The sequence below is a fragment of the Actinoplanes sp. NPDC049802 genome, assembly GCF_040656595.1.
In the GTDB taxonomy this organism is placed as follows: domain Bacteria; phylum Actinomycetota; class Actinomycetes; order Mycobacteriales; family Micromonosporaceae; genus Actinoplanes.
On the sequence record NZ_JBFAMR010000038.1, the window covers coordinates 36146 to 62707 of the forward strand.

21 protein-coding genes and 2 pseudogenes are annotated in these 26562 nt (G+C 72.8%); 11 read left to right on the forward strand and 12 right to left on the reverse strand.

Annotated features, from left to right (window positions below; all coding sequences use genetic code 11):
- Positions 1–382: 382 nt before the first annotated feature.
- A pseudogene (locus tag AB0I88_RS24825) lies at positions 383–601 on the forward strand (hypothetical protein); the annotation flags it as partial.
- Positions 602–735: 134 nt separating this feature from the next.
- Here the strand turns inward: AB0I88_RS24825 and AB0I88_RS24830 are convergent.
- Positions 736–1773, reverse strand: a pseudogene (locus tag AB0I88_RS24830) (Hsp70 family protein); the annotation flags it as partial.
- A 99-nt stretch (positions 1774–1872) separates the two neighbouring features.
- Between AB0I88_RS24830 and AB0I88_RS24835 the strand changes: the two are divergent.
- Positions 1873–2358: a hypothetical protein gene (locus tag AB0I88_RS24835; protein WP_361028983.1), complete on the forward strand. Its 486-nt coding sequence runs from the start codon at positions 1873–1875 to the stop codon at positions 2356–2358.
- A gap of 8 nt (positions 2359–2366) precedes the next feature.
- Here AB0I88_RS24835 and AB0I88_RS24840 read toward each other — a convergent pair whose 3' ends face one another.
- From AB0I88_RS24840 to AB0I88_RS24855, 4 genes are all read right to left on the reverse strand, one after another.
- On the reverse strand, positions 2367–3890 hold the full coding sequence (locus tag AB0I88_RS24840; protein ID WP_361028986.1) for a dynamin family protein: 1524 nt from the start codon (positions 3888–3890) through the stop codon (positions 2367–2369).
- Positions 3887–5668 (reverse strand): dynamin family protein, encoded by a 1782-nt coding sequence (locus AB0I88_RS24845; RefSeq protein ID WP_361028989.1) that lies wholly within the window; start codon positions 5666–5668, stop codon positions 3887–3889. The genes AB0I88_RS24840 and AB0I88_RS24845 overlap by 4 nt, the downstream gene beginning before the upstream one ends.
- A gap of 13 nt (positions 5669–5681) precedes the next feature.
- Positions 5682–6809 carry a hypothetical protein gene (locus AB0I88_RS24850; protein WP_361028992.1) on the reverse strand — a complete coding sequence of 376 codons (1128 nt, stop codon included), beginning with the start codon at positions 6807–6809 and terminating at the stop codon, positions 5682–5684.
- 208 nt (positions 6810–7017) lie between these two features.
- On the reverse strand, positions 7018–9540 hold the full coding sequence (locus tag AB0I88_RS24855) for a helix-turn-helix transcriptional regulator (protein WP_361028995.1): 2523 nt from the start codon (positions 9538–9540) through the stop codon (positions 7018–7020).
- Positions 9541–9615: 75 nt separating this feature from the next.
- Between AB0I88_RS24855 and AB0I88_RS24860 the strand changes: the two genes are divergently transcribed.
- A complete protein-coding gene (locus tag AB0I88_RS24860) occupies positions 9616–11013 on the forward strand; it encodes a GGDEF domain-containing protein (RefSeq protein WP_361028998.1) in 1398 nt (465 codons plus the stop codon).
- Here AB0I88_RS24860 and AB0I88_RS24865 read toward each other — a convergent pair whose 3' ends face one another.
- Positions 11014–11706 carry a hypothetical protein gene (locus AB0I88_RS24865; protein WP_361029001.1) on the reverse strand — a complete coding sequence of 231 codons (693 nt, stop codon included), beginning with the start codon at positions 11704–11706 and terminating at the stop codon, positions 11014–11016.
- An 83-nt stretch (positions 11707–11789) separates the two neighbouring features.
- Here AB0I88_RS24865 and AB0I88_RS24870 point away from each other — a divergent pair, with 83 nt between their 5' ends.
- Entirely contained in the window at positions 11790–12704 is a 915-nt protein-coding gene (locus AB0I88_RS24870) for a hypothetical protein (RefSeq protein WP_361029004.1), read from the forward strand.
- A gap of 231 nt (positions 12705–12935) precedes the next feature.
- On the forward strand, positions 12936–15236 hold the full coding sequence (locus tag AB0I88_RS24875; RefSeq protein ID WP_361029007.1) for a S8 family serine peptidase: 2301 nt from the start codon (positions 12936–12938) through the stop codon (positions 15234–15236).
- 63 nt (positions 15237–15299) lie between these two features.
- Here AB0I88_RS24875 and AB0I88_RS24880 read toward each other — a convergent pair whose 3' ends face one another.
- Positions 15300–16115, reverse strand: coding sequence for an SAM-dependent methyltransferase (locus AB0I88_RS24880; RefSeq protein WP_361029010.1), 816 nt, complete (start codon positions 16113–16115; stop codon positions 15300–15302).
- A 115-nt stretch (positions 16116–16230) separates the two neighbouring features.
- Here AB0I88_RS24880 and AB0I88_RS24885 point away from each other — a divergent pair, with 115 nt between their 5' ends.
- Together AB0I88_RS24885 and AB0I88_RS24890 are read left to right on the forward strand one after the other, a co-directional pair.
- Positions 16231–16437, forward strand: a complete 207-nt coding sequence (locus AB0I88_RS24885; protein WP_361029013.1) for a hypothetical protein — start codon at positions 16231–16233, stop codon at positions 16435–16437.
- A gap of 14 nt (positions 16438–16451) precedes the next feature.
- A complete protein-coding gene (locus AB0I88_RS24890) occupies positions 16452–17516 on the forward strand; it encodes a hypothetical protein (protein ID WP_361029016.1) in 1065 nt (354 codons plus the stop codon).
- A 27-nt stretch (positions 17517–17543) separates the two neighbouring features.
- On the opposite strand, the gene AB0I88_RS24895 is transcribed toward AB0I88_RS24890, so the two are convergent.
- The 3 genes from AB0I88_RS24895 to AB0I88_RS24905 are packed head-to-tail and all read right to left on the reverse strand — an operon-like array spanning position 17544 to position 21486.
- A complete protein-coding gene (locus AB0I88_RS24895; RefSeq protein ID WP_361029019.1) occupies positions 17544–18728 on the reverse strand; it encodes an aminotransferase class V-fold PLP-dependent enzyme in 1185 nt (394 codons plus the stop codon).
- A 5-nt stretch (positions 18729–18733) separates the two neighbouring features.
- Positions 18734–20053: a pyridoxal-phosphate dependent enzyme gene (locus AB0I88_RS24900; protein WP_361029022.1), complete on the reverse strand. Its 1320-nt coding sequence runs from the start codon at positions 20051–20053 to the stop codon at positions 18734–18736.
- Positions 20050–21486: a Y4yA family PLP-dependent enzyme gene (locus AB0I88_RS24905; protein ID WP_361029025.1), complete on the reverse strand. Its 1437-nt coding sequence runs from the start codon at positions 21484–21486 to the stop codon at positions 20050–20052. Before AB0I88_RS24905 ends, AB0I88_RS24900 begins: the two co-directional genes overlap by 4 nt.
- A gap of 198 nt (positions 21487–21684) precedes the next feature.
- On the opposite strand from AB0I88_RS24905, the gene AB0I88_RS24910 reads away from it, so the two are divergent.
- The 4 genes from AB0I88_RS24910 (at position 21685) to AB0I88_RS24925 (ending at position 24401) form a co-directional block, all read left to right on the forward strand.
- Positions 21685–22770 (forward strand): GTP-binding protein, encoded by a 1086-nt coding sequence (locus AB0I88_RS24910; protein WP_361029028.1) that lies wholly within the window; start codon positions 21685–21687, stop codon positions 22768–22770.
- Between the two features lie 132 nt (positions 22771–22902).
- Positions 22903–23280 carry an HPF/RaiA family ribosome-associated protein gene (locus tag AB0I88_RS24915; protein ID WP_361029031.1) on the forward strand — a complete coding sequence of 126 codons (378 nt, stop codon included), beginning with the start codon at positions 22903–22905 and terminating at the stop codon, positions 23278–23280.
- Positions 23281–23354: 74 nt separating this feature from the next.
- Positions 23355–23861, forward strand: coding sequence for a hypothetical protein (locus AB0I88_RS24920; RefSeq protein WP_361029034.1), 507 nt, complete (start codon positions 23355–23357; stop codon positions 23859–23861).
- A 24-nt stretch (positions 23862–23885) separates the two neighbouring features.
- A complete protein-coding gene (locus tag AB0I88_RS24925; protein WP_361029036.1) occupies positions 23886–24401 on the forward strand; it encodes a pyridoxamine 5'-phosphate oxidase family protein in 516 nt (171 codons plus the stop codon).
- On the opposite strand, the gene AB0I88_RS24930 is transcribed toward AB0I88_RS24925, so the two are convergent.
- Entirely contained in the window at positions 24391–25362 is a 972-nt protein-coding gene (locus AB0I88_RS24930) for a hypothetical protein (protein ID WP_361029039.1), read from the reverse strand. The two genes, AB0I88_RS24925 and AB0I88_RS24930, sit on opposite strands and share 11 nt — an antisense overlap.
- Positions 25363–25432: 70 nt before the next feature.
- A complete protein-coding gene (locus tag AB0I88_RS24935; RefSeq protein WP_361029089.1) occupies positions 25433–26476 on the reverse strand; it encodes an NAD(P)-dependent alcohol dehydrogenase in 1044 nt (347 codons plus the stop codon).
- Between the last annotated feature and the right edge of the window lie 86 nt (positions 26477–26562).

The window sequence follows — 26562 nt, forward strand, 5'->3', positions numbered from 1 at the left end:
CCCGTCCCCGCCCCAGACGTGCAGGTGGTAGCCGCCGCTGACGTCCGGTGTGGATCCGGCCCACTCGACGTCGTAGTCGACGGTGAGTCTGCCGTCGCTGACGACCGCCGACGTGAGGCACACCCAGCGTTTGTTGCTCTTGATGGCGTCGCTGCACACCTCGTCGGCCGGCGGCCCGGCGTTCACGCTGGGTGACGCCGGGGTGGTGGCCCCGGCGCCGGTCAGCTTCTCGCCGCGATCGTCGAGGCGGTACTCGGCGTAGGCGACACCCGCCGCGACCAGCACGGCCGTGACCGCGCTCCCGGCGGCGAGCACGGTGAGCCGGCGGCGGGACCGCCGGCGGGTGACGGCGGCCTTCCCGGTGGGGGCGGGCCGCGGCGTGATGGTGGGCAGGCCTCCGCTCGGGACGGCCGCCGCCCGGGCCTTGACCGGCGCGGCCGGCGGGACGGGCGACGCCGGCAGGAAGGTGGTGGCCGGCGGCGGAGGCTTGCCGTACGAGAAGCCGCCCTGCGGGACGTTGCCCTGCGAAAAACCGCCCTGCGGCACGCTTACCGGACCGGAACTGACCGGCGCGGAACTGACCGGCGCGGAACTGACCGGCGCGGAACTGACCGGCGCGGAACTGACCGGCGCGGAACTCACCGGGGTGACCGGAACCGGCCGGGGCGGCGGCGCGACGGCCCGCCCGGACACCGGACCGCCGGGCTGGGCCTGCTTCCCGCTGGCCAGCCAGGCCGCGCCGAGCGCCACGGCGTGTTTGGGGTGCGCGTCGACGGCGACCGGCCGGTCGAACTCGGCGGCCACCAGCTGGGCGACGATCGGCATCCGGGACGAGCCGCCGACCAGCAGGATCGAGTGCAGCTGTGCGGAGGTGACGTCGGCGGAGCGGAGGGCGCGTTTCAGCGCCTCGACCGACCCGTACAGGGCGGGGCGGACCATGGCCTCGAACTCGGAGCGGGTGAGCCGGATCTCGGTGGCGACGTTGGGCAGCAGCACCGGGATGGTGGTGTCGGTGTCGGCGGAGAGCGCCTCCTTGGCGTGGACGCACTCCTCACGCAGCCGGGCCACCGCGGCGATCGCGGTGCTGTCGTCCTCGTCCAGTTCGGCGAATTTGCCGCCCAGCGCGGCCTGCACGTGGCTGAACACGGCGGCGTCGAAGTCGATGCCACCGAGCCGTTCGATGCCCTCCGGGCGGCCGAGGATGCCGAAGCCGAGGCCGGTCTTGCGCAGCACCGCGGCGTCGAAGGTGCCGCCGCCCAGGTCGTAGACGGCGACGATCGAGCCGGCCTCGATCCGCTGCTGCTGGGCGTAGCTGACCGCGGCCGCCTCCGGCTCGGTGGTGTAGGTGACCGGCCCGTCCAGGTCGGCCATCCGCACGGCCTGCCGCATCAGGTCCGTCTTGTAGGGACCCCAGTTCGCCGGGTACGAGACGCAGGTGGCCGACGGTGCCCCGCCCTCCCTGGCGATCACCTGGTCGGCGACGGCCCGCAGCATCCGGGCGGTGAGCGCCTCGGCCGACTGCGGCACCCCGCCGAGCAGGATCGGTGTGGTGTCGCCCATGCGGCGTTTGAACTCGCGGGCCACCCGGTGCGGTTCGGTCAGGCCGCGACGGCTGGCCGCCTCCCCGGTCAGGAAGGTCTCGTCCTCCCGGAGCAGGACCACCGACGGGACAGCGGCGCCGTGACTGCCGAGCGGGACGATCTCGGCGTGCCCGTCGCGCCAGGTGGCGGCCGCGGTGTAGGTGGTACCGAGGTCTATGCCGAGTGCGTACATCGCCGGATGCTCCGTATCGTGTCGTGATCGGTCGGGTTGGGGGTACGGCAGGGGGTTTCCCCCAGGCGGGTCGGCGCTCGGCGCTCATAAGGTAGAGGCATGGAACCCCTCCGCGACGTGTTCGCCGGACTCGCCGGCCCGGGCCGTGACCCGGGCGACTTCCTGCGCGAGCTGCCGGAGGAGCTGGTCGCCGAGGCGGTGGTCAGCTACGCGGACACCGCGCCCGCCGAGGTCGCCGAGCATCTGGCGCCGTTCGTGAGCGCCCACAGCGCCGTCGGCGGCCACGATCAGGCCGGGGATCCGGGCTGGCTGGAGTTGCTGGCGACCGCGCCGGTGGAGGCCGAGCCGGAGATCGACGAGACCGACCTGGGTTTCGGCACGGGCGCCGACACGGTCGGCGAGCCGACCGGCCTGTTCGACGAGGACGCCGTCGAGATCACGCACGAGGAGCTGCCCGACTTCGGCACCGCGGAGACCGGCCTGGAGGCCGGCGCGGAGACGACCGTGGAGGCCGGCATGGACGACCTCGCCGTGGACTGGCCGGAGATCGACGACCTCCCAGGCGACGGCGACGCCGTCCTCTAGGCGGCACATCAGCGCTGCTCCAGCCGGGCCAGCATGCCCTCACAGGAACGCACCGCCACCCGGGCGGCGACGCTCATCTCGTACGAGGTGAGCGGGTTCTCGGCACGGCGCTGCCAGCGGGCCAGCGCCTCCCGGGCACTGGCGGCCTGCTCCGCGGCGGCCGCGTCCGGTGCCAGGTGCAGCCGGTCGCTCAGCGCGCTTCCGGCGCCGCCGATCAGACGTTCCAGGTCGGCGACCGCGTCCGGTTTCCCGGTGATCCACCCGGCGCGCAGACTGGACAGCACGCGCAGTTCGTTGAACGGGTGCGCGGACGCCATGATCTCCTCGACGGCGGCGGCCACCGCCTCACTGCCCGGCCGTGGGCGCTCCCGCACGGTCTCGGCCACGGCCAGCAGCGCCGACCGGCTCTTGAGCACGTCGGCGCGGTCGTAGAAGAGCGAGCCGATGATCTCCTTGAGCTGGGTCAGGCCACTGCGGTCGGCGAGTTCCTTGGCCAGGGCGGTCGCGGTGGTGGCCACCTCCCGGCGCAGCAGGGTGCTCGTCAGGCGTACCCCGTAGAGGCCGAAACGGGCCAGCAGCGCCTCCCGCTCGAGTGAGGTCAGTCCCAGCTCGGGCATGGCCGACGCGAAGCGGTCGGCGGAGAGCAGCAGCTCCTCGGCCTGCTTGACCGGCAGGGCGGCGATCTTCCGCAACTGCGAGACCTCGGTCTCGGTCAACGTCACGGCCGTCTCGGCCAGAAGACCCGCCACCGGTACGACCGACTGCACCAGCCTGCGCACGTTGCCGTCGGTCCCGAGTCGCGTGGCGATCCGCCGGGCCGACGCCATCGAGTCGGGCCGGCCGGCCCCGATCTCGTCGGCCCGCGACAGCACCCCGATCGCGTTGACCGGGCTGGGCCGGGACACCTCGGTGTCGTGGAAGGCGCGCAGGAACTCGACGTCACCCGGATGCAGGTGCCGCAGCAGGTAGACGACCGCGTCGGCGGGCGTCTCCTCGTCGTCCGGGGCGAGCAGCTCCCAGGTGTGCCGGGCGGTCTGCTCGGAGAGTGAGCCGATGCCGGGCGTGTCGATCAGGGTGACGGTGCGCAGCGCGCGCGACGGCCACGTCACGGTGAGCCGGTCGATGTCGGCGGCGTTCAGCCCGTCGAGGTCGATGTCGATGGCGCCGTCGTCACGGGTGAACCGCAGCGGCCGGGCCGGTCCCTTCTTGAGGGCGGCCTGCACCTGGTAGGCGTGGCCGTCCCGGTACCAGGTGACGATGCGGGTGCACTCGCCCGCGTCGGTGGGCGCGAGCCGCTCCCCCACCAGTGCGTTGAGCAGCGTGGACTTGCCCGCTTTGACGCGGCCGGCGACGGCGACCCGCAGCGGGGCGGCGAGCCGGTCGCGGACGGCGGCGAGGCGGGCCGCGTCGGCGGTGCCGTGGTAGGTGGCGATCGCCTGGCCGAGGACGGCGCGAGTCCGGTCGGTGAGGTTCATCGCGCCACCTCCGCCGCGCTCCGGCGCCGTGTCGAAACTCTGTCCGAACTTGCTCATGTGGTCACCGCCTGGGCGCGCTGGCGCAGTTGCCGGACCCTGGCGAGTTCGGCGTCCACGTCCTTGAGCCGTCTCTCCCGGTCGGCCTGGGTGCGTTTGGCGGCTTCGGCGGCGCTGTTCAGGGCCTGCGCGTTGGCCTTGTTGAGTTCCTCCGCCAGTCCGCTGTAGTGGTCGCGCAGCTGCCGCTGGACCCGGCGCAGGGTGTCCCGGGAGTCCTTGCCGGCCACGAAGCTGACCTCGTCGCAGTAGCGGCGGATGGCGTTGCGGGCCTCGGCGCGGCGCTTGGTGACCTGGCGTTTCTTCTCGTCGCGCAGGCCGCGGTGGCCCATCACGAGGCCGATGCCGATGCCGATCGGGCCGAGCGAGACGCCGACCAGGCTGCCCAGGATGATGAACATCAGGGCGCCGCCGTACGCGCTCTTCAGCGCCACCATGGCCTGTTTGGTGAGCTTCATCCGCTGCAGGTCGATCTTGTGCTGGAAGTCGGCGACGCTGGCCAGCGGGGTCGGATCGGTCACCGACGGCCGCCGCATGATCATCGTGGACGCCTCGTGGAAGTGGTCGCCGACGCGTACGCCCAGGTCGGTGGCCCGCTCGCGGAGCAGCTCGTAGTTGGCCAGCAGTTCGTCGGCCATCCGGGACTGCAGCCACGCCTCCATCTCCGCCCAGGTGTCGGCCGGGTCGCCCTCCTCGATGGCGGTGTCCGCCTCGGCGATCACCACCCGGACCCGGGCCCGCAGATCGTGGTCGATGTCCGAGGTGAGGTCGGTGATGCCGTCGCTGAGCGTCTGGTTCCACTTGGCGGCGGCGCTCTTCAGGGCCTCGACGCGCTCCTTGACGCCGGTCAGCTGCCGGACCACCCGGGCGGCGGCCTCCGGGTCGGCGAGCGCCGCGCGTTCCGCCTGGAACCGGCTGTCGAGCTGGTCGCAGAGGGCGTTCACCTCGGCCGCCGCCTCGGCGGCCAGCTTGTCGGCGGCCGACGCGCCGATCTTGTCGGTGAGGAAGCCGACCAGGTGGGTGAAGCCGGACTCGGCGTTCAGGGCGGTGTCGTTGGCCTTCACGGCGCGGGAGCGCAGCGCCGACGACACCGGCATCAGCGGCACCGGGCAGTGGGCGGCCAGGTGCCTCTCGTTCAGGTCCCGGATGCGCCGCCACGCCGGGTAGAAGTCGGTCTTGGTGATCACGCACGCCACCACCGGGCACAGCGACCGGGCCCGTTGCAGGAAGTCCATCTCGCTGCGGGTCAGCTCCTGCGCGGCACCGGTGACGAACAGGACGGCGTCGGCCATCGACACGGCGGCCAGGCTGGCCGCGGCGTGCGGCGAACCGAGGCCGCCGACGCCGGGGGTGTCCACCAGGACCAGACCGCCGGCGAGGATCTTGCGGGGGATGCGGACCTCGACACCGGACACCCGATCGCCCGCCGCCGGATTCGCGCTGCCCTCCAGCACGTGCCGGCGGACGTCGGCGACCGGGATCGGCTCTCGGCGGCCCGGCCCGTACAGCAGGGCCGCCTCGGGTTTCTCGCCGTACCGTACGTAGGTCGGCACCGCCGTGGCCAGGTCGTCGTCGACCGTGCAGACGGTCGCCCCGACCAGGGCGTTGACCAGGGAACTCTTGCCCTGTTTGAACTCGCCGGCCACGACGACGTGCAGCACCGGGTCGGCCAGGGACTCCTTCGCGGCGGTGAGCCTGGTGGCCGCGTCGAGACGGTCGTACGCCTCACAGGCGCGCAGCGCCAGATCGACCAGGGCAACGGCCTTCGCGACCTCGGCCACGTCTCCTCCAGGGTCAGGCGCCGACGACGGTGGTGTCGTCGCCGCTCTCGATCGTGTCGTCGTCCGACGAGACGTTGGTGGTGTCGATGTCGGTGATGTTGGTGTCGTTGTCGCTGATGTTCGTGTCGTTGTCGTTGATCTGGGTGTCGTTGTCGGACACCGTCGTGACGGTGGTGTCGTTGTCCTCGTTGTTGCCGCCGGCGTTGCCGCCGACCGACACGGCCGAGCCGTCGTCCGCCGTCACGTCGGACACGTTGGTGGCGTCGCCGCCGCCGAAGGTGACCGCGCTGTCCTCGATCTCGGCGTCCGGCAGGTTGTTGACGTCGCCGTCGCCGAAGTTGAACACCGACTCGTCGGCGCCACCGTCGACCTGGGCGGTCTGGTTGCCGTCGCCGACCACGGCGTCGTCGAGCTCGTCGGCCACGATGCCGGTGTTGACGCCGGTGTTCACGGCGCCGGAGATGTCGTCGCCGGCCTGGACCGCGCCGTCGCCGGTGTTGGCCTGACCGAAGTTGTCGCCGTCGATCAGCAGGCCCCCGTCGCCGCTCACCGAGTTGATGTCGCCGTCGACGACGGTGGAGCCGTCGCCGGTGGCCGCGTTCACGTCGCCGTCGCCGGCCGTGGCGACCGCGCCGTCACCGGTCGCGGCGTTCACGTTCCCGCCGCCGGCCACCGCCCCGTCACCGGAGGCGCTGGTGTTGCTGGCGTCGATGTCGCCGAAGACGTTGCCGTCCACGTCCAGGTCGAGGCTGTTGTCGGTGATCGTGGTGACGGACAGGTCGAGGTTCTGCGTGATCGTCTCGTCGCCCTCGTAGGTGGTGTAGGTGACGTAGTTCAGGTGCTGCACCACCTGCTCGACCGACTGGGTGCCGGCACTGGACGCGGCCGGCGCGGAGCCACCGCCGCCGCCACCGCCACCGGAGTAGTTGCTGAGCGCCGACCGGGCCTCGGAGGAGACCTCCGGCTCGGCGGCGGCCTCGTTGACGACCGCCGGGACGTTCACGGCCGACAGGTCGACATCGGTGACGCCCTCGGCGGTCAGGGTGCCGTTCGGGTCCTCGGCGTACCGGGCCGCGAAGTCACGGTCAGTCAGCAGATTGACGACGAAGTCCTTGAGCAGGTCGGCTGCGTTGACGGTCATGATCTCTCCTAGGTCGGTGTATGTGTCCCGCTTCCTTCATCCGGGCACGGCACCAGCGTGCGACCCGCAACCCGGTCCGGGCATCGGGGTGTCCCCCGTGGTATAGGGGGTGCGCTAGGGGATCCACAGTGCGGTGTCCGAGATCCAACTCATCGGATCGCGGAATCGTTGCAAAGAGGCAGGTCGGGAGATCCACGAGACGGGGCCGTCAGCCGTCCAGCATCTCCCGGAGCATCGCCAGCAACTCGGCCCGGGTGTTCGCGCCGAGCTTGCCGCGGATCCGTGCCACGTGATGCTCGACGGTCTTCGGCGCGATATATAGCTGAGCGCCTATCTCACGGTGTGTGCTGCCGGCCAGCACCAGACGGGCCACGGTGACTTCACGTTCGGACAGCCCGCCACCGCCGCCGGGGCTCTCGGTGTCCGGCTCGGACAACTCCCGGGCCCGCTCCAGCAGGCGGCGTGCGGCGTGCGGATCAGCGGTACGGATCGCCGCCTGCCCGGCCAGCCGGGACGCCTCCCACGGCAGCTCGGCGGCGTGCAGGTCCTCGGTGGCGGCCAGAACGCCGTCGGGGTCCACCGTTCCGGCCAGCACCTGTGCCCACCGCCGGGCGGCCACACACTGCGCCCGCGGCCGGGCCTCGGCCGGATCGGCCGCCGCCATCCGCCCGGCCGTCTCGGCGGCCGCCGCCGCGTCCTCGGTGACGATCACGGTCTGCAGGCGCAGCCAGTCCAGCGCCACCGACCAGGTGGCCGGGCCGCCCAGTCCGGCGACGATCCGGTCCAGCAGGGCCAGCACCGGGGCGACCCGGGTGAGGCGGCGGAGCCGGGCCGCGGCCACCGCCAGCTCCTCCAGGGGTTCCAGCTGCCACAGATCGACGGCACGGCGGGCCAGCAGCGGCTCGATCCCGGTCCAGGCGTCCCGCAGCCCGGCGATGTCACCCCGCCGCCGGGCGACCCCGGCGGCCAGCGCGGCCCGCAGCAGCCGGTCCCGGCCGGACGGTTCGGCGCCCGGCGGGAACCGCAGCTCGTGCAGGGCGGTGTCGTAGTGGCCGGCCCGCAAGCGAGCCCAGGCCAGCAGCAGCCGGTGCCGCTCGTCGGCCGCCGGGCCGCCGACCCGTGCCGCCCGGGCCCGGGTGAGCAGATGCTCGGCCGAGGCGACGTCCCCGGCGGCGACGGCCACCACGGCGGCGATCGCGTGCGGGGTGTCCGGCAGGACCAGTTGCGGAGATCCGCGTTCCATCGCCTCGGCCGCCTCGATGAGCAGCGGCAACGCGGCCTCCGGGGCGGTCGCCGCCAGAGCCCCTTCGGCGAGGCGCGTCAACGCGGCCGGGACGTGCACGGGCAACACGCTTCCGGGCACCCCGACGTCGTACGGCCCGACCTCGGGCAACACGCTTTCGGGAGCGGCGGCTTCGGGCGGCCCGATCTCGGGCGGCCCGATCTCGGGCGGCCCCGCCCCCGGGGACCCTCCACCCGGCGCTCGCATTCCCGGGTGCCGTCCCACGGGTGGCGAGCCGGCGCTTGGCGACAGGCCCGCTTCCGGGGGCGGGAAGTCGCTCACCCGTACCGCCGGATCGCCTGGATCGGCCACCCGCTCAGCGGGAACGTGCCCACCCGGCCGGCCGACGGCGACGAGCGCCGGCACCGCCAGGATCCGGCCGATGCCGCCGGCCGCGAGCAGCAACTCGGCGGACCGGGCCGCCCGGCCCTCCTGGGCGGCGACCGCCCCCGCGACCAGCTTCTCCCGGGAGGTGGTGAGGCTGAGCTGGTCGACGTCGACCGGCAGGCCGAGCAGCGCGCGCGCCTCGGCCCGGCCCACCGCCAGGCCGGCGGGGCCGGCGCCGCAGTCGGCCGCGTCGTCGAACCAGCCGAGCGCGGCCGACGGGTCGGTGAACCGCAACCGCTCCCCCGCAGCGCGGTAGACGGACGCGGCCGCCTCGGTCGACGCCCGCGCGGCCCGCAACCGACCGGCCGCGGTGACCGGATCGGCCCGGGTCGCCAGCAACGCGCCGGCGACCGCATCGTGAAGGCGCCGCCGTTCGGCTCCGGGCAGTTCGGCGAGCACCGCCTCGGCCACCGCCGGGGCCATCCGCTCCGACGACAGGACCAGGCCCTCGTCCCGCAGCACCCGCAGAACGGCGCCGAGCCCGGTCACGTCGAGCCCGCACGCGGCGGCGATCACCTCGTCGCCGAGGTCCAGTCGCAGCGCGAGCACCCGCGCCACGGTGACGGCCGTATCACCGAGCACGGCGAACCGTCGCTGCACCCGGGCCAGCAGCGCGGGCGCCACCTCACCGGCCGGCGCCGTGGCGGTCGCGACGGCGACCACCGGGATCCCACCCGAGGCCCGGTGCACGGCGTCGGCCACCTCGGGCGACACCGGCCGCCCGGTCACCGTGGCCACCAGCCGGGCCACCGCGTCGGAGTCCAGCGCCCCGAGCACCTCCACGCCGTCGGCCGCGGCGGCCTCATCGAGGTCGGCCAGTTCCGGAAGATCGATCGTGGGCCGCCGGGAGATCGCCATCGGCACGCCCGAGCGGCACAGGGCGGCCAGTTCCCGCAGGGTCGCGGCGTCGAGGCGGTGCGCGTCGTCGACGACCACCAGCGGCGCGTCCCGCAGCGCGGCGGTCACCTCGCCGGAGAACCACACCGGCCCGGTCACCGCCGCGGCGAGCACGCGGAGCCGATGGGTACGGCCCGCGCCGTCCACCCCGACCACGACCGTCACACAGCGACCATACCGGTGCTGTGCGTCACAGTGGGATTCCCGCGGATCGGGCCGCCGCCGACCGAATGTCCGCTCATGACGACCAGCCGGATCCGGATCTTCCTCTGCGGCGCGACCGCGGCGGTCGCCGGCCTGATGCTGACCTGGAACACCACGGTCGGCAACATCATGTACCTGATCGTCTACGCGACGCTGTGCGCCTTCGCCTGGCTGGCCGTCCGAAGTGTCCCACCCGGCCCGGACCGCCGCCCGTGGCTGCTGGCCGCCGTCACGCAGACGCTGTGGCTGACCGGCGACGTCATCGAACTGGTCTACTTCTACCTGTCCAGCGTGCCGCCGGTCGGTCTGGCCGACGCGTTCTGGCTGGCCGGATACCCACTGTTGGCGGTGGCCCTGACGATGATGGCCCGCCGCCGCGCCCCGGGCAGGCTGCGCGGCGCCGTCCTGGACGGCCTCACCCTGACCGTGGCGGCCGCCCTGGCCTCCTGGCAGTACCTGATCATGCCGTACCTCGGCTCGGGTCTCTCCCTGGCGGAGACGATCGTGCCGCCGCTGTACCCGGTCGCCGACGTGGTGCTGCTGGCCGCGATCCTGTTCATCGCCCTGTCGCCCGGCGACCGGGGCGTCCCGACCCGGCTGCTGCTCGGCGCGGTCGTGCTCTACCTGACGATCGACATCGCCTACAACGTGCTGCCGCTGTTCCTGGACTACGCGGTCGTGGCCCGGATCGGCCCGCTGATCATGCTGGGCAACGCGATGATCACCGCGACGTGCCTGCACGAGCGGCGGGCCGAGCTGACCAGTCCCGGCCAGCGGGTGGGCATGCTGCACCCGGCGCGGGTGCTGTTCCTCGGCCTGGCGCTGCTGACCACACCGGCGCTCTCGCTGTTCCAGGATCACGCCGTCGCCGGGATGGTCGCCACCGTCCTGAGCACCGCGTTCGTGCTGACCCGGTTCAGCCTCGCCGTCCGGGAACAGGAGAGGACCCAGGCACAGCTCGCCTACCAGGCCCGGCACGACCCGCTCACCGGGCTCGCCAACCGGGCCGCGCTCACCGACGAACTGGAACGGCGCGACGGGCCGGTCGCCGTGCTCTACCTCGACCTCGACGGGTTCAAGGAGGTCAACGACACGTACGGGCACGACGCCGGTGACCTGGTGCTCGCCACGGTCGCGGAACGGCTGTCCAGCGCCGTACGCGCCACCGACCTTGTGGTGCGCCTCGGCGGCGACGAGTTCGTGCTGTTCTGCCCGAACCTGCCGGAGGCCGAGGCGATCCGCCTCGCCGAACGGGTGCTCGGCGACGTGGCCCGGCCCGTCCCGTTCCACGGCGAGACGCTGGACATCGGCGTCAGCGTCGGCATCGCCGCCTACGGGCCGGACGCCGGACACGACGTGCTGCGCAACGCCGACATGGCCATGTACGAGGCGAAGAAGCAGGGCCGGGGCCGCTGGGTGATGGCCGGGAGCTGATCAGCCGACGGCCTCGGCACGCTGCCGGGCCTTGCCGATCAGGTCGCGGACCAGGTCCTCGGAGCCGTCCATGTTCTCCCAGCCCATGTCGGCGACCACCACGATCGCGTCGTTCACCCGGGCCAGTGCGGCGTAGTGGTTGACCGTCGCCGGCTCCTCGTCGGCGTAGCTGAACCGCTGGCCGATCCGCACCAGGATCGAATCGGCGTCCGACTCGATGATGTCCCACTTCCGGCGGCCCTCACCCAGCCCGCCCGGGCACTTGGCCAGAGCCGCGTCGATGTCCTGGACCTGGCCGGCCGCGCCGCCGGCCGAGTGCCGGCCGATGAACTGCACCACCACGGTCGGCACGGTCTCCTGGCCGGGGCCGGGCACCACGTACCGTTTGGCCACCGCGGCGGTGCGGGTGCTGTCGGAGCGGTAGCGGGCGTCGCCGCACGGGCGCAGCGGGCGCACGTAGGCGTACTCCCCCTGTTCGAGGTTCTCCGGCCTGGCGCCGCGGATGTCGGCGGGTTGCAGCAGCGCCGCGGCCGGGATGCCGGCCGGGGAGGCCGGGGCCGGTGTCGAAGCCCCGGTGGGGGCCGCGGACGCCGGCGCGGCGGGCGCGGCCTTCTCGGTGCCGGTGCCGCACGCGGCGATCGCGGCCAGCAGCAGCAGGCCGCTCACCGTGCGGCGAAACGATGTGGTCGTCATGTCTACACCTTGCGCCTCTTTGTAAAGTGGTGCCGTACCGCGTGGTAGCGGCTCGTCCAGTCGATCGGGTTGGAGGGTCCGCCATGTCCTCGACAGTTGTCCGTCCGTTCGCGCGCGGTGACCGTGATCAGGTCACCTCTCTGGTGAATGCCCACATCGCCGCCGTCGTACCCGGCATGTCCGTCTCCGTGCAGGCCCTGCTGAGCCAGCTGGAGCGGGAGCCGGGCGAGTTCGTCGACCGCTGGGTCTCCGACCGGGTCACCCTGGTCGCCGAGCAGCGCGGGCGCGTCGTCGCGGCCGCCCATCTGCTCCGGTACGGCGACGACCCCGGCACCGGGCAGACGTACCGTGACGCCGGCGAGATCCGGTGGCTGGTGTGCTGGGTGGACGCCCCGTACTGGCCGGACGCGTCGGAGGCCGGGGACGCCCTCGCCGTCGCCTGCCACGCCCAGTTCCGGCGGTGGGGTGTGAGCCGCCGCCTAGCCGACGGGGCCCTGCCCGCCCCCGGCGTCTACGGGGTGCCGGAGCAGTGGCCGCACATCCGGGCCGTCTACGAGCGCATCGGCTTCCGCCAGACGGGTCCCACCGAGATCGTCCTGCTCGCCCGGGTGGAGGACATGCCCCGCCCGGCGGCACCACTCGACGGGCTGACCACCCGCCGGACCGTCGGGATCAACGGAACCCGGATCACCGCGCTGCTCGACGGTGCCGAGGTCGGCTACATCGAGGTGGAGACGAACCTCGACGCCGGGCCGCGGATGTCGCGGGCCGGAGCATGGGCGGACGTCGGGAACCGGTGGGTCGGCCCCGGGATGCGGCGCAGAAGGATCGGCACCTGGCTGGCCGGGCAGGCGGCCGGCTGGCTGGAACTGGGCGGAGTGACCCGGCTGCTCGACTACGCCGACGCCGATGAGGAGCCGGACTACGCGGCCTTCCTGCTGGCCACCGGATTCACCGAGCTGACGCGTACCGCCCGGGGTCTCACCGCCGACGGCTGACACCGGCCCTTCACGGTCGACGTCCGCGTTGCTCGCACCGCACGGCATCGGACTCGCACGAACCCGCGCCGAGCCGAGCCGGGGCAACGCAACGTGCGCATCGAGGTGGCGATCTATCCTGCCGACATGGCCAGTCACCCCGGCAGTCCTTTGTGGATTCGCGTCCTCACGCCGCAACGCCGGTTCTGGGCTGTGGTGTCGGCGATATGCGTAGCGGTCTGGATCATCGGGGTGACCCGTCGCAGCCTGGTGACCGCCTGGCAGGCCGGGCAGGATGTGCTGGCCGCTACCGGGCACCAACCGGACGGCCGGCCCGCGGTTGTGCTCGCCGGCACGGCGGCATTGCTCGCCGGCCTGCCCGCGCTGCTCTTGGCGGTGTTGCCGGTGCATCCCACCGTGCGAGCCGCCGGGCGTGCGTGGGCGCTGGGCGCGGCGGCGTACACGCTGCTGTCGGTCGCCCGGCTGGTCCCGGTCTCCCGGCATGAGGCGTACCTCGCGGTGCTGGCGGTCCTCGCGCTGTCCGGCGGGCTGCTGCTGCGGCTGCCGCGCCGGCGCCGGGATCCCGGCCGGGCCGGGGCGGATGTGCCGGCTCTGGCGGCGGCCGGAGGCGGAGGGCTCGTGTCGCTGATGCCGTGGCTGTGGCTCGGCGCATTGGGCGGCCTGCTGGAGACCGTGCTGGCAGCCGTTGCGGCGGCCGCGATCGGCTGGCTGGCGGCGGGCATCCTGAGTCCCGGGTTCTTCGCGGTGTACGCCGATCGCCGGCGTCCGGGTGGCGCGCGCCCCGTGCTGGCCGGCGGCGCGGTTGCCGGGGTCACCTTGGCGCTGGTCGCCGGGGGTGCCGGACAGCCGGGGCCGGCCCTGGTGTCACCGGCGCTGGCAATCGCCGGGTTCACGCTGGCGGCCCTCCAACCGTTGCTGAGCCGGCCGGCGACCGGCTCCGCGCCGACGGCGCTGCTGATCGGAATCGCCGTCTTCGGGCCGTTGGCGTTCCTCGGCCCGGAGGAGGTGACGGTCATGCTGCACGGCCGTGACGTGCCGTACTGGACGCAGGTCGCCGGGGTGGCGACGCTCGGGGTGGGCGCGTCGCTCGGGCTGGGCTACGGTCTGCTGTTCGGCCGGCGGCGCACCCGGCGGCCGTCGGGAAGGCTGGCGGCGGGGTGCGCCGGTGTCGTGCTGATCGTGGCGGGCGCCGTCCATCTGGGTCCGGGCCAGCCGGGCCTGCACGGCGACCGGTTGTTCGTCGTCCTCACCGAGCAGGCGGACCTCTCCGGCGTCGACACCCGCCGGACCGGGCAGGCGGGCCGCGATGCCCGGGTGCGCGAGGTCCATCGGATCCTCCTCGCCCATGCCGAGCGAACCCAGGTGGACCTGCGTGCCGCGCTGGACCGCGGGCACGTCCGTTACACGTCCTACTACCTCGTCAACGCGATCGAGGTCGACGGCGGGCCGGCCGTACGTGCCTGGTTGCGCCGACGCGGGGACGTGGCCGCCGTGCTGGACAGCCCCCGGCCGCGGCCGCTTCCCGCCACGATCCCGGTGGAGACCGGCGCCGAGTCGGCTCCGGCCGGCACCCCGTGGGACATCGCCGCGATCGGAGCGGACCGGGTCGCCCGCGAACTCGGTGTGACCGGGGCCGGCATCGTCATCGGCGCTTCCGACTCCGGAGCGGACGGCGGCCATCCCGCACTGGCCGACGGCTTCCGGGGCGGCCGGGACTCCTGGTACGACCCATGGAATCACGCCACCACGCCCGTCGACCACGGCGGTCACGGCACCCACACGCTGGCCTCGGCGGTCGGCCGGACGGGAACCGGGGTCGCGCCGGGCGCACGGTGGGCCGGGTGCGTCAACCTGCACCGCAATCTCGGCAGCCCCGCCCGCTATCTGGACTGCCTGCAGTTCATGCTGGCGCCGTTCCCCGCCGGAGGGGACCGGTTCACCGACGGGAATCCGGCGCGGGCGCCACACGTGCTGACCATCTCCTGGGGATGCCCGGCCGTCGAGGGCTGCGAAGCGGACACCTTCGCGGACGCCACCGCGGCACTCGCCACCGCCGGCATCATGCTGGTCGCCTCCGCCGGCAACACCGGACCGGCCTGCGGCACGGTCACCGACCCGCCGGCGCTCTACCCCGACGTCGTCACGGTCGGCGCCACCGACGAGTCCGGCACGGTGGCGGCGTTCTCCAGCCGTGGCCCCACCTCGGCCGGACGAGCGAAACCGGACCTGGTGGCGCCCGGAGCCGAGGTCCTGTCCGCCCTGCCCGGCGGCACGTACGGCACGATGAGCGGCACCTCCATGGCGGCGCCTCACGTCGCCGGCGTCGTCGCCCTGCTCTGGTCCGCCGCCCCGGATCTGATCGGCGACCTGCCGGCCACCAGGTCGCTGCTGACGAGCACAGCCACCGCTGTCCCGGCCGAGCCGACCTGCGGCGCGACGTCGGCGCCCGCCGCCGGCGCCGGTCAAGTCGATGCGTACGCCGCCGTCATGGCCTACCGCCGGAGCACAACGGCCGGCCCCGGCAGAGGCTGAGAACCCGGCGAGCCCCGCCGATCGCGAACGGCGCGGGGCGAACCGCGCCCGGCCCCGGGCGGATCAGGGTTTTCGGCCGACCGCGGTCCACACGTTGATGTCGGAGCGCTCCGGGATCACCGCGCCCTCCTCCGGCCGCCACTCGCTGGCCGGGACCACACCCGGTTCGACCAGTTCCAGGCCCTCGAAGAGGTCGGCGAACTCGTCGCGCGGCCGGGTCCACACGTCCGACTTGCCCTGCTCGACGAGCTGCCGGTAGAGGGCCTGCTGCTCGGGGGTGCCGAAGTCGCTGGTGGCGTGGGTGGCGACCAGGTAGCTGCCGGACGGCAGGGCGTCGAGGAGGCGGCCGACCACCGGCTTGGCGGCGCCGTCGCCGTGGATGAAGTGCAGGACGGCGATCAGCATGAGCGCCACCGGCTGCCTCAGGTCGAGGGTGTCGTGCAGCACCGGGTGCGCCAGGATCGCCCCGGGATCGTTGAGGTCCGCCTCGATGTACGCGGTCCGCCCCTCCGGGCTGCTGTTGAGCAGGGCCCGGGCGTGGACCATGACGAGCGGGTCGTTGTCCACGTACACGATCCGACTGTTCGGTTCGTGCCGTTGCGCGACCTCGTGGGTGTTGTCGGCGGTCGGCAGGCCGGTGCCGATGTCGAGGAACTGGTGGATCCCGGCCTCGGCGGCGAGGAACCGGGTGGCGCGCTGCAGCAGCGCCCGGTTGGCCAGCGCCCCGAGCCGCACCTTCGGGAACAGTCTCTCCAGCTCGTCACCGGACGCGCGGTCGGCGGCGAAGTTGTCCTTGCCGCCGAGCCAGTAGTTGTACCGCCGGGCGGGGTGGGGCTGCGTCGGGTCGATGCCCCGGGCGGCCGCGGTCGTCTGATCCACGCCGCTATCTAACACCTACCGATCCACTGTGGCGAGGCGGCCCGGCCACCGATGGGTTCCGGTGACCACGCCGGTCTGAGTGAGTGAGACCCGAACCTTCGTGAGGAGAAGCGTCATGACCGTCGCCGACACCACCGCCACCCCGATCGCTCCCTGGCCGTCCTCCGTGGATCAGATGCAGTCCGAGCTGGAAATCCAGGGCCCACCAGCCCCGGAGGGAAATCCCCCGGATTCATCCGCGGGGATCGTTAACCTGTTCATGTTCTTCGGCTCCATCCTGTGGGGCCGCCGGACCTCGGTGACACGGCTCGCCGGCCGGTAGTAGATCATCGGCGGATGCTGGAGGCTGCGCGGCGCGAGTTGCGACGGATGCGGGAGTCCACCGACGCGTGGCAGGAGTTGCGCCACGACCCGGACCAGGACGGCGAGGACCGCAACGCTCTGCGGCGGGCGCGGGTGCTGTGGGCGCTCCAGTACGACCACGGGCCCGGCGATCTCGCGCTGGTGCGCCTGCTGGCCGAGCAGGAGGCGGAACTGAACGAGGAGACCGGCCTGGCCGGTTTCCTGCTCGCCGGGTACCGGCAGGTCGAGGACGTCTGGCTGCACTGGGAGATCAAGAGCACCGACTTCGACACCTGGTGCGGCTACGGCATGGAGCATCTGGTCGCCGCGGGCGTTCAGAGGACCATCGATTTCGTACGCGAGAGCACCCACCCCGACCGGGACGACGTCCTGGAGTACCTGCTCGGCGAGGACGGGCGACCGGAGTTGCCGGAGGAGGAGCTGGCGGAGTGGTTCGAGCACCGGCGGGCCACCTTTCCGGCTGATCCGGCCGACGAGAACGAGATCACCTGGGTCGCGCGGGCCATGCGGACCGGCGATCCGGTGCTGGCCCGCCAGTGGCTGGACCGTTGGGCGGCCGGCCGCCCGCGGGACAAGGACACCCTGGACATGCTCCACTACCAGTTGACCGAGCTGGGCGCCTTCGCCGAGGCCGCGGCCGTGCAGCGCGAGCGGCTCCCGCTGGCCTGGAGCACGTTCGACTCCGCGGCCCGCCGGCGTGATCTGGCCTCGCTGGAACGCCGGGCCGGCGATCTCGATGCCGCCTGGGCTGCGCTGCGGGAGTGCCGCCGCATCCTCGACGATGTGCCCGGCTGGACCGGGGTGGGCCTGGGCCGCACCTATGTCGAGGAGCTGTTCCGGCTGGCCGCGGCCGCTGACGGCGACCTGTCCGCCACCGTTTTCGCCGAGGCCGACCGTCAGGCGCGGGACGTGCCCGATCTGCCTCTGATGGTGCTGCAAGCCGCCGCCGACGCGGCCGGGAAGGCCGGCGACGAGGCGAGGGCGGAGCACTACCGGGCGCTCGGCGAGGCGGAACGGCTTCGGATCGACCTCGCCTGATCAGACGGATATCGCTTCCGGCATCGGTCAGTCGTCGAGGCCGGCGAGGGTGTCGAGGAGGCGGTCCACCTCGTCGACCGTGTTGTAGACGTGCAGGCTCACCCGTACCGAAGAGGTCTTCTCGCCGTGATGGGCCTGGCAGTGGCCGTCGGAACGGACCATGAACCCGTCGGCGGCCAGGATGAACCCGAGATCGTTCGAGCCGATGGCGTGGTGCCGGAAGGTCACGATGCCGTGCCGCTGCTGGACCGGCGAGTCGGCGGCCAGGCTCCGCTGGCAGCCGAGGACCTCGTAGGCGGACAGTTTGCGCAGGCCGTCGGTGAGCCGGGCGCCGAGGGCCACGGTCCAGCGGGCGATCCGGTCGACGCCGGCCGCGTCCAGCCAGTCGAGGGCGGCGGTGAGGCTGACGATGCCGCTGGTGTTCGGGGTCCCGCTCCAGCCGCCGGGGGTGAATCGCGGGCCGCGCCGGTTGGCCGCCCACAGTACGCCCGTGCCGGGCAGCGCCATCGCCTTGTGCCCGGAGAAGGTCACGAAGTCGGCGTCCATCGCGGCGACGTCGATCGGCAGGTGGCCGGCGCTCTGCGCGGCGTCCACGCTGATCACCACGTCGGGGCCGGCGGCGGCGCGGAGGCGGGCGAGGTTCATGTCGCCGCCGTAGACGTGGTGCACGTGGGTGGTGGCGATGAGCCGGGTACGGTCGGTGATCATCCCGGCCAGCGCGCGCATGTCGTAGTCGTGCGCCGCGTCGTAGGGCATCGGCCGGACGGTCACCCGGACGCCCTGCCGGGCGAGCAGGTCCACGGTCTCCCGCCAGGGCAGCGCGTTGGCGGCGTGGTCGGCGAACGGCACGATGATCTCGTCGCCGTCGCGCAGCTCGTGGGCCAGCCAGTCCCGGGCCACCGCCCGCAGTCCTTCGGTGGTTCCGCTGACGAAGTGCACCCCGGAGCGGTCCGGCTCCGGGTCGCCGAGGAACGCCGACACCCGCTGCCGGGCCAGGTCGACGAGCGCCGTGGTGCGGTTGGCCCACGGGTAGGCGCCCCGGCCCGCGTTGGCGTTCTCGCTGGTCAGGTAGGCGGTCACGGCGTCCAGGACGGCCTGTGGCTTCTGGGCGGTGGCGGCGCTGTCCAGGTAGGCGTGGCCCGGGTGGGCGGTGAGGATCGGGAACTGGTCGCGCAGGCGGGACTGCCAGTCCCGTAGGTCGTCGGGGAACACCGGTGTCAGTCCCTCACCAGTTCCGCGCCGGCGTCCCGCCAGGCGATCACCCCGCCGGACAGGGACCGGGCGTCCGGGTGGCCCATCCGGGTGAGCAGGGCGGCGTACCGGGCCGACTTCTCCCCGACCGGGCAGACCAGCAGCACGGGGCGGCGCCGGCTGAACGGCAGGCCGCCGCGCAGCATCTCCTCGAACAGGTCGTCGGCGATGTTGACCGACCCGTCCAGGTGCAGCGCCCTATACGCGAACGGGCTGCGCAGGTCCACGATCAGCGGCTGTTCCCGGGCGATCCACTCCTGTGCCCCGGCCACGTCGACGGTCCGGACGGCCGCCAGTTCGTCGCCGGTGAGGGTGCGCACCGAGTGGGCGCGGGCCGGCTGCTGGAACAGCTCGGGCCGGCGTTCCCGCAGGTAGCTCAGGTAGCTTTCGACCCGGTCGCAGACGATGAACACCGCGGTACGCCGTTCGGTCAGCTCCTCGTCGACGCGGCGCAGATAGCGGACGGCCCCCTGGTAGGCGCCGCCGCCGGTGGGCCCGGCCAGGGTTCCGCAGCGGCGGACCAGGGTGAGCAGCCCGTCGATCGCCTCGTCCGAGCTGACCGCCTCGATGGTGTCGTAGACGTCCGGGTCGAACAGGCCCACCTCGTGCACCTCGTCGATGTTGCGGATGCCCGGGATGAAGTCGGACTTCTCGGCGACCAGCCCGACGACGCGTACCGCCGGGTCGTGGCGGCGCAGCACGCGGGCCACGCCGGTGGACGAGCCGGCCGTGCCGACGCAGGCGATGAAGTAGTCCGGGGCCCGGCCGTCCAGGTCGGCGATGATCTCCGGGCCGGTCCCGCGGGTGTGCGCCTCCACGTTGAGGTCGTTGAAGTACTGGTCGGTGTGCAGGTAGCCGCCGCCGGCCGCGGACACGGTGTGGTACATCCGGGTGAGCGGGTCGTCGGTGTCCGCCGGGTCCAGGCACTCGGACCGGCCGGGCAGTTCGTCGATCTGCGCGCCGAGCAGCAGCAGCAGATCCTTCACCTCGGGGATCCGCATCCGGTTGGTGACGCTGCGGAAGGTCAGCCCGTGCATGCCGGCGATCACGGCGAGCGCCTTGGCGGTGTTGCCGCTGGACAGCTCGACCACGGTGTCGCCCCGCTCGGCCGCCTCGCCGAGCCGGTGGCGGACCATGTTCCACGCGGCGCGGTCCTTCACCGATCCGAACGGGTTGAACAGCTCCATCTTGGCGTACAGGTCGATGTTGCGCAGTCCGTGCACGGCGTCGTCGATGCGCACCAGTGGGGTGCCGCCGATGATGTCGGTGACGCTGTCGTACCTCACCCGGTCTCCTCCCGGCCCGTGACGGGCCAGTACCGCTCGTCCAGGCACCACCGCCAGCCGTCACCGTGCCGCCAGGCGGCCACGGTGCGGGCGGTGGGCTGCATCAGCGCGCTCCCGGCGCTGAAGTCCATCAGGTAGCCGGCGGTGTTGGCGAACACCAGCAGGTCGCCGGCGCGGGGCCGGGCCGGCAGGAACACCTTCCGCCGGGTGATCAGATCCGCTTCCAGGCACAGGTTGCCGGTCAGGAACACCCCCACCGGGCCGTCGTCCGGCCGCGGCTGCCCGCGGGGCACGAGGATCGGGTCCATCAGTACGCCGTGCGCCTCCAGCGCGATGTCGTTGCTGTTCGCGGCGATCCGGACCAGGCCGTCGCGTACCTCTTCGACCCGGGTCAGCACCGCGCCGCACTGGTCGAGCAGGGCCCGGCCGGGTTCGAGGTGCAGGTCGTACAGGTGGTCGAGGACGAGTTCGCCGAGTGGGCGGCGGTGCGCCGGTGACGTGGTGGCGAGCAGCCGGTCCAGGTAGGCCGGTCCGGCGAGTGCCCGGTGGGCCGGGTAGACGGCGAGCGTCCCGCGCAGCCGCCCGTTCTCGTTGCGCAGCCCGTACCCGTGGCCGTCCCAGGTGATCGGTGGCCGCCGGCCGAGGACGGCTCCGGTCAGCTCGGTGGTCCACGCCTCCCACTGGGTGCTGTCGGCGAGGTAGTTGACGCCGAATCCGCCGCCGATGTCGACGGCCCGCGGGTTGAGGCCGCGCCGCTGTGCCTCGACCATCGCTTCCAGGCAGCCTTCCAGGGCGGTCGCCTTCTCCGGCAGCCCGTTGGTGTCCAGGTGGTAGGCGAAGCCGTGGAAGTCGAGCTGGTCGCGGTGTTCGCCGAGGACCGCCCAGAGTGGATCGGCATCGGCCGCCGGGGTGCCGAAGCGGCTGGCCCGGGTCAGCACGTTGGCGCCGGTGGAGGCGAACGCGGACAACCGGGCCATCACCCGGACGCGGGGCAGGCGGTGCGCCGCCACGATCGCGGCCAGTTCGGCGAGTTCGGCGGCCGAGTCGGCGTTGACCGTCGCCCCGGTACGCGCGGCGAGCCACAGGAACTCCCGGCTCTTCGGGCCGGTCGCCATGATCCGGTCGGGTCCGAGGCCGGCGCCGAGCGCGTGCTGCAGTTCTCCCAGTGAGGCCACGTCGGCTCCGGCATCGGTGGCGGCCAGGGCCCGGATCAGGGCGCTGGATCTGTTCGCCTTGTGTGCGAGGTAGACGCCGCCGTTCAGGCCGTGCGCCCGGACGGCTGCCCGGAAGTCCCGCACGTTGGCGGCGAGCCGGTCCGGCAGCACCAGGTTCAGCGGCGAACCCAGGGCGTCCACCATCTGGTGAAGTCTGTCGTGACCGTCGAGGATGGACCGCAGATCGCCGTCGACGCGCGGTTGGAGATATGGCGCCATCACACTCCCGCCCGACCGCGCTTCGCGCCGGTCCACCCCAACGTAATCGATGAGCCGGGCATAACGTAGTCGGTCGATTACGCAATGTGCTCAATGTCCAGCCTAGTTTATAACGAAAACCGTTTCCAGTAGACTCCTTCCGGCGACGCCCGGCGACCGCTATGCTCGCCACTCACTCACCAGCACTGAGCAGGGAAGATGACGACCGTAACCCCGCTGTTCGGATTCTGGCCGCACGTCACCGCCGCGGCGGCGCACCGGCTCCTGGCCGACCGGCCGTCGTCCCGGCTGCTCGCGTTCTCCACCCTGGAAGACCTGCTGACGATCGCCGGACGGCACGACGGCGACCTGCTGGTGACCTTCCCGGAGACGTGGGAGCCGGATCGCCTGCGCCTCACCTGGACCGCCGCCGCCCCGCCGGACGGGGTCGCGCTGGGCCGGACCGTCACGGCCGTCGCCGCCGACCTGCTGCTCGACGCCCTCGCCGACGAGACCGTGCTGCCCGAGACCGGCGACGACCGCGGCATCGGCGACGTCGTCGCCCACCAGATCGAGCAGGCCGACACCATCGTGCTGGCCGAACTGCCCGACGACGACCCGTGGGAGGCCGAGCGGCTGCGCGTCCTGCTGCACCGGCTCGCCCCGTGGGCGGCCGTGCTCACCGCGGCCGACGACCATCCCCCGGCCGTCGCCCACAGCGCGGCCCCGCTCACCCCCGCCACCCGTGGGCTGCGCGGCCGTGCGGTCGGCCTGCACGAGCCGCTGCCCTGCAACGGTGTCGTGTCGTGCGTGTTCAAGGCCCGCCGCCCGTTCCATCCGCAACGGCTGCACGCCGCCCTCGACGACGTGATCGACCAGGTGCTGCGCTCCCGCGGCCACCTGTGGCTGGCCAGCCGCCCCGAGCTGGTCCTGGCCTGGGAGTCCGCGGCCGCCCTGCGCCTCACTCCGGCGAGCGCCTGGCTGGCCGGGCTCGGCGACGACGCCTGGCAGTCGGTGCACGCCGAGCGCCGGATCGCCGCCGACCTCGACTGGGACCCCTATTACGGCGACCGCCACCAGCACCTGGTGTTCATCGGGTTCGACCTCGACCCGGTGCGGCTGCACCGCACGCTGACCGCCTGCCTGCTCACCGACGAGGAGCTGTCCGCCGGCGAGGACGAGTGGCGCCACCTGCCCGACCCGTTCCGGCCGCCGTCCGGCGCGTTGACGCCGGCCGACTCATCGGAGGCCGGGTGCCCGGAGACGGCCCGGTGGAGCGACACGGGCGGGCCCGAACCCACCTGACACCGGGAGCCGAGGCGGGCCACATCGCCCGGACGGGTGGGCCGGAAGGCATGTCACGATCTCCGGGCGGTGTTCGCTGTGATCAAGTGGGTATGAGGTGTCCGACCGTATTCGCCGGACAGAGGAGTTCACATGAGTGCCGTCACCAACCCGGCCACTGTGGCGGAGTGCCTGCGTGTCGGGGCCGGATTCTCGCAAGGGGACCGGAACTGGCTGGTCGAGCAGTTCAGCACCCTGGACGCCCGGCTCGCCGGGTTCCACGCCGACGCCACCGAACTCGAGATCATGGTGAAGGACCGGGCCGCCCGCGGCCAGAAGGTCACCCTGGAGTGCTGGCTCAGCGGCGGCGAGAAGATCGTCACCACGTCCCTCGAGGAGGACCTGCACGCGGCCGTCATGGACGTCCGGGACGATCTCCGGCGGCGGATCGACGACATCAAGGGCCGCCACGAGCCGCGCAACAACCGGCGCCTGCGTGAGGTGCCCCAGCCGGTGGTCCCCGAGCAGTAGGAACACCGACACGTTCACGTCGCGCTCCGCCGGCGGTCACCTCGTGTTCGCCGGCGGCGGCGACCGTTGGGCCCATGTCTGCCACCACGGCGCTCCGCACTCCGTTGCGCCACTACGGGATCAGTCTCGGCCATCTCACCGAGCAGGCGGCCGAGCTGTGGGTCCGTTCCCTGGGCCTACCGGACGCCGCACAGGCGTGCCTGCACCGCGATGACCTGCCGTTCCCGCACGTCGCGATCAGTGTCGCGCTGCCGGCCGGCAGCAGCCTCCCGCTGACCGCTGTCGGTCAGGCCTTCGCCGAGGCGGCGGGCCGGGCGTGTGCCGCGCACGCCTCCGGCCGTTCCGGCCGGGCGGTGCATTTCCGCGGCAGCTCACTCCCTGTGGGTCTTCTCACGGTCGCCGCGTTGCGGGACCGGACCGAGATCGTACGCGTGACCGACGGCGACCGCCCCGCCCAGCCGGACGATCCGCTCGACCCGGGCCACCGCCTCACCCCGCACTGGATCGACGGCGAGCTGACCCTGCGCACCGCCCGTCGCCCGGACGGCGTGCTGGCCCCGGCGCCACGGTTCGGCTGGTGATCCGTTCGCCGATACGGTGTCGGTATGCGTGAAACGGCGGAAGAACTCACCGAACTCCAGTCCCTGCTCGACGCCTCACTGTCCCGCGCGACCGGGCACCTCCAGTCGATCTTCACGGGCCGGACGGTGACGGCGGAACAGTTGACCGGTGTCCTGACCGGCATGTGCACGCTGGCGCTGTCGACGGTGACCGCGGGCGGCGAGCCGCGGATCAGCGCGGTCGACGGGCACTTCCTGCACGGCCGGTGGGTCTTCGGCACCGCCCGCAGCGCCGCGAAGGCCCGGCATCTGGCCGCCCGGCCCGCGGCGAGCGCCGCGCACCTGCGCGGCGAGGACCTCGGCGTGTTCACCCACGGCACGGTCGAGGTCCTGAACCCGCTCGGCGGCGCCCCGGCCGCGGACTGGCCCGAACTGCTCGCCTACTTCAAGGACTTCTACGGCGCGGACGCCTTCGACTGGGACGCGGAGGTGGTCTATTACCGCCTCCGTCCGCACTGGATGACCGTCTACGCCCCGGACGTCACCAAACTCACGAGCTGAAGACCAGGCCGAGCAGTTCCGGGCCGGCCACCCGCAGAGTGCCGCCGCCGTCGATCGGTTCGACCAGCGCCCGCTTGCAGCCGTCCCTCTCCACCGACACCGAGCCGCCCGAGGTCAGGTGCAGCACGGCGAAAACGCTGGCCGGGGTGGTGCAGGCGGGCGCCGTGGTGGAGGCGACGAGCTCCGCGCGGATCGCCGCCCACGCGCCGTCGTCCATCAGGCCGCCGGAGCGGAAGTCGCCGGCCGCCTTGTCGTTGCCGCGTTCCTTCTCCGGCACGAAGTAGACGCAGCGGCGCACCTCGGTGGCCGCCGGCAGCGACTCGACGTTCACCTCACGCACGTTGTCGAAGCTGCCGTACGTCCACGTCATGTCCCCGTACGTCTGCGAGCACCCGGCCGACACGGCCGCGTCGGACTCCAGCTCCCGCACCACCTCGCCGGCGACCTCGGTCATCTTCATCTGGGAGAAGGCGTCGCGGAACTCGTGGCGGGGCTTGCCGCACTCGTCGATCGGGACGCCGGGCCGGACCCAACGGCCCTCCGCGTCGAGCAGCACCAGCCACGGCACCGCCGGCAGGTCGGCGGTGCAGGCCTCGGCCGTGCTCTGCGCGTCCGGCAGCCGCAGCGTCGGCAGCAGCCTGCTGAGGTCGTCGGCGCGGGACTCGACTTCGACCAGGTCGCTGCCGCCGGACGGGCGCTGCTTCGGACCGGTGGCGCAGACGACCGCGCTGACCGGCTGGAACGAGTCGTCCAGCAACGGCATGTTCAGAGCCTCCTGCGCACCGTCGACGCCGAGCGCGTCCTCCGGCCGGTGTTCGCCGCACGACTCCCACCTGTCGTTGACGGTGAGCGTGCCGGAGCGGTGCGACCCGAACCCGAAGGCCTCGCCGCCGGTTCGGGCGCAGCCGCCCACCAGGACGGTGAGCATCACGATCGTCGCGACTGTCGCTCGTGCGGGCATCCGGGTCCTCCAGCGTCGCGGTTCTGCGTTCCGCCGGTGTGACGTGCCCGGATGCCCGCCGGTTCCCGCGTCAGCGCAGCGAGTCGACGTCGATGACGAACCGGTAGCGGACGTCGGAGGAGAGCACCCTCTCGTACGCCTCGTTGACCTGCCCGGCGTCGATCAGCTCGACCTCCGGGGCGATGCCGTGCTCGGCGCAGAAGTCGAGCATCTGCTGCGTCTCGGCGATGCCGCCGATCATCGACCCGGCGAACGAGCGCCGGCCCGCGAACAGGGTGAACACCTGCACCGGCAGCGGCTGCGGCGGCGCGCCCACGTTGACCATGGTGCCGTCCAGGCGCAGCAGCCGCAGGTAGGCGTTGACGTCGATCGGCGCGCTGACCGTGTTGACGATCAGGTCGAAGGTGCCGGCGAGCGCCTCGAACGTGGCCGGGTCGCTGGTGGCGTGGTAGTGCTCCGCACCGAACCGCAGCCCGTCGTCCTTCTTGCCGAGGGTCTGCGACAGCACGGTGACCTCGGCGCCCATCGCGGCCGCGATCTTGACGGCCATGTGCCCGAGCCCGCCCATGCCGACCACGGCCACCTTCTTGCCGGGCCCGGCGTTCCAGTGGGCCAGCGGCGAGTAGGTGGTGATGCCGGCACAGAGCAGCGGGGCGGCCGCCTCGTGCGGGATCGACTCCGGCACCCGCAGGACGAAGTCCTCGTCGACGACGATGTGGGTGGAATAGCCACCCTGGGTGACGGTGCCGTCCCGGTCGACCGAGGCGTACGTCCCGATGTTGCCGTCCGTGCAGTACTGCTCCTGGCCGGCCCGGCAGTTCTCGCACTCCCGGCACGAGTTGACCATGCAGCCGACGCCGACCCGGTCGCCGACCCGGTGTTTGGTGACCTCGGCGCCGACCCGGGTGACGTGGCCGACGATCTCGTGGCCGACGGTGAGCGGGTACGGCACCTTGCCCCAGTCACCGCGGACGGTGTGGATGTCGGAGTGGCAGATCCCGGCGTAGGTGATTTCGATCAGAACATCGCGCGGCCCGGGGTCGCGCCGCTCGACGGTGGTTCGTACGAGCGGTTCGGTGGCCGAGGGAGCCGCGATGGCGTTGACGGTGAAGATGGTGTCCTCCGAGGTGGTGACTTCTCGTGCGTACAGGAAACAGGGTTTTGCGGCGGCCTGGAAGGCACTCCGGAAAGGTGTACCGG

Bases quoted from the DNA above. Each gene is read 5' to 3' on its own strand.
- AB0I88_RS24835 (WP_361028983.1), top strand. From the start codon at position 1,873: ATGGAACCCCTCCGCGACGTGTTCGCCGGACTCGCCGGCCCGGGCCGT.
- AB0I88_RS24840 (WP_361028986.1), bottom strand. From the start codon at position 3,890: ATGAGCAAGTTCGGACAGAGTTTCGACACGGCGCCGGAGCGCGGCGGA.
- AB0I88_RS24850 (WP_361028992.1), bottom strand. From the start codon at position 6,809: ATGACCGTCAACGCAGCCGACCTGCTCAAGGACTTCGTCGTCAATCTG.
- AB0I88_RS24860 (WP_361028998.1), top strand. From the start codon at position 9,616: ATGACGACCAGCCGGATCCGGATCTTCCTCTGCGGCGCGACCGCGGCG.
- AB0I88_RS24865 (WP_361029001.1), bottom strand. From the start codon at position 11,706: ATGACGACCACATCGTTTCGCCGCACGGTGAGCGGCCTGCTGCTGCTG.
- AB0I88_RS24870 (WP_361029004.1), top strand. From the start codon at position 11,790: ATGTCCTCGACAGTTGTCCGTCCGTTCGCGCGCGGTGACCGTGATCAG.
- AB0I88_RS24885 (WP_361029013.1), top strand. From the start codon at position 16,231: ATGACCGTCGCCGACACCACCGCCACCCCGATCGCTCCCTGGCCGTCC.
- AB0I88_RS24890 (WP_361029016.1), top strand. From the start codon at position 16,452: ATGCTGGAGGCTGCGCGGCGCGAGTTGCGACGGATGCGGGAGTCCACC.
- AB0I88_RS24905 (WP_361029025.1), bottom strand. From the start codon at position 21,486: ATGGCGCCATATCTCCAACCGCGCGTCGACGGCGATCTGCGGTCCATC.
- AB0I88_RS24910 (WP_361029028.1), top strand. From the start codon at position 21,685: ATGACGACCGTAACCCCGCTGTTCGGATTCTGGCCGCACGTCACCGCC.
- AB0I88_RS24915 (WP_361029031.1), top strand. From the start codon at position 22,903: ATGAGTGCCGTCACCAACCCGGCCACTGTGGCGGAGTGCCTGCGTGTC.
- AB0I88_RS24920 (WP_361029034.1), top strand. From the start codon at position 23,355: ATGTCTGCCACCACGGCGCTCCGCACTCCGTTGCGCCACTACGGGATC.
- AB0I88_RS24925 (WP_361029036.1), top strand. From the start codon at position 23,886: ATGCGTGAAACGGCGGAAGAACTCACCGAACTCCAGTCCCTGCTCGAC.
- AB0I88_RS24930 (WP_361029039.1), bottom strand. From the start codon at position 25,362: ATGCCCGCACGAGCGACAGTCGCGACGATCGTGATGCTCACCGTCCTG.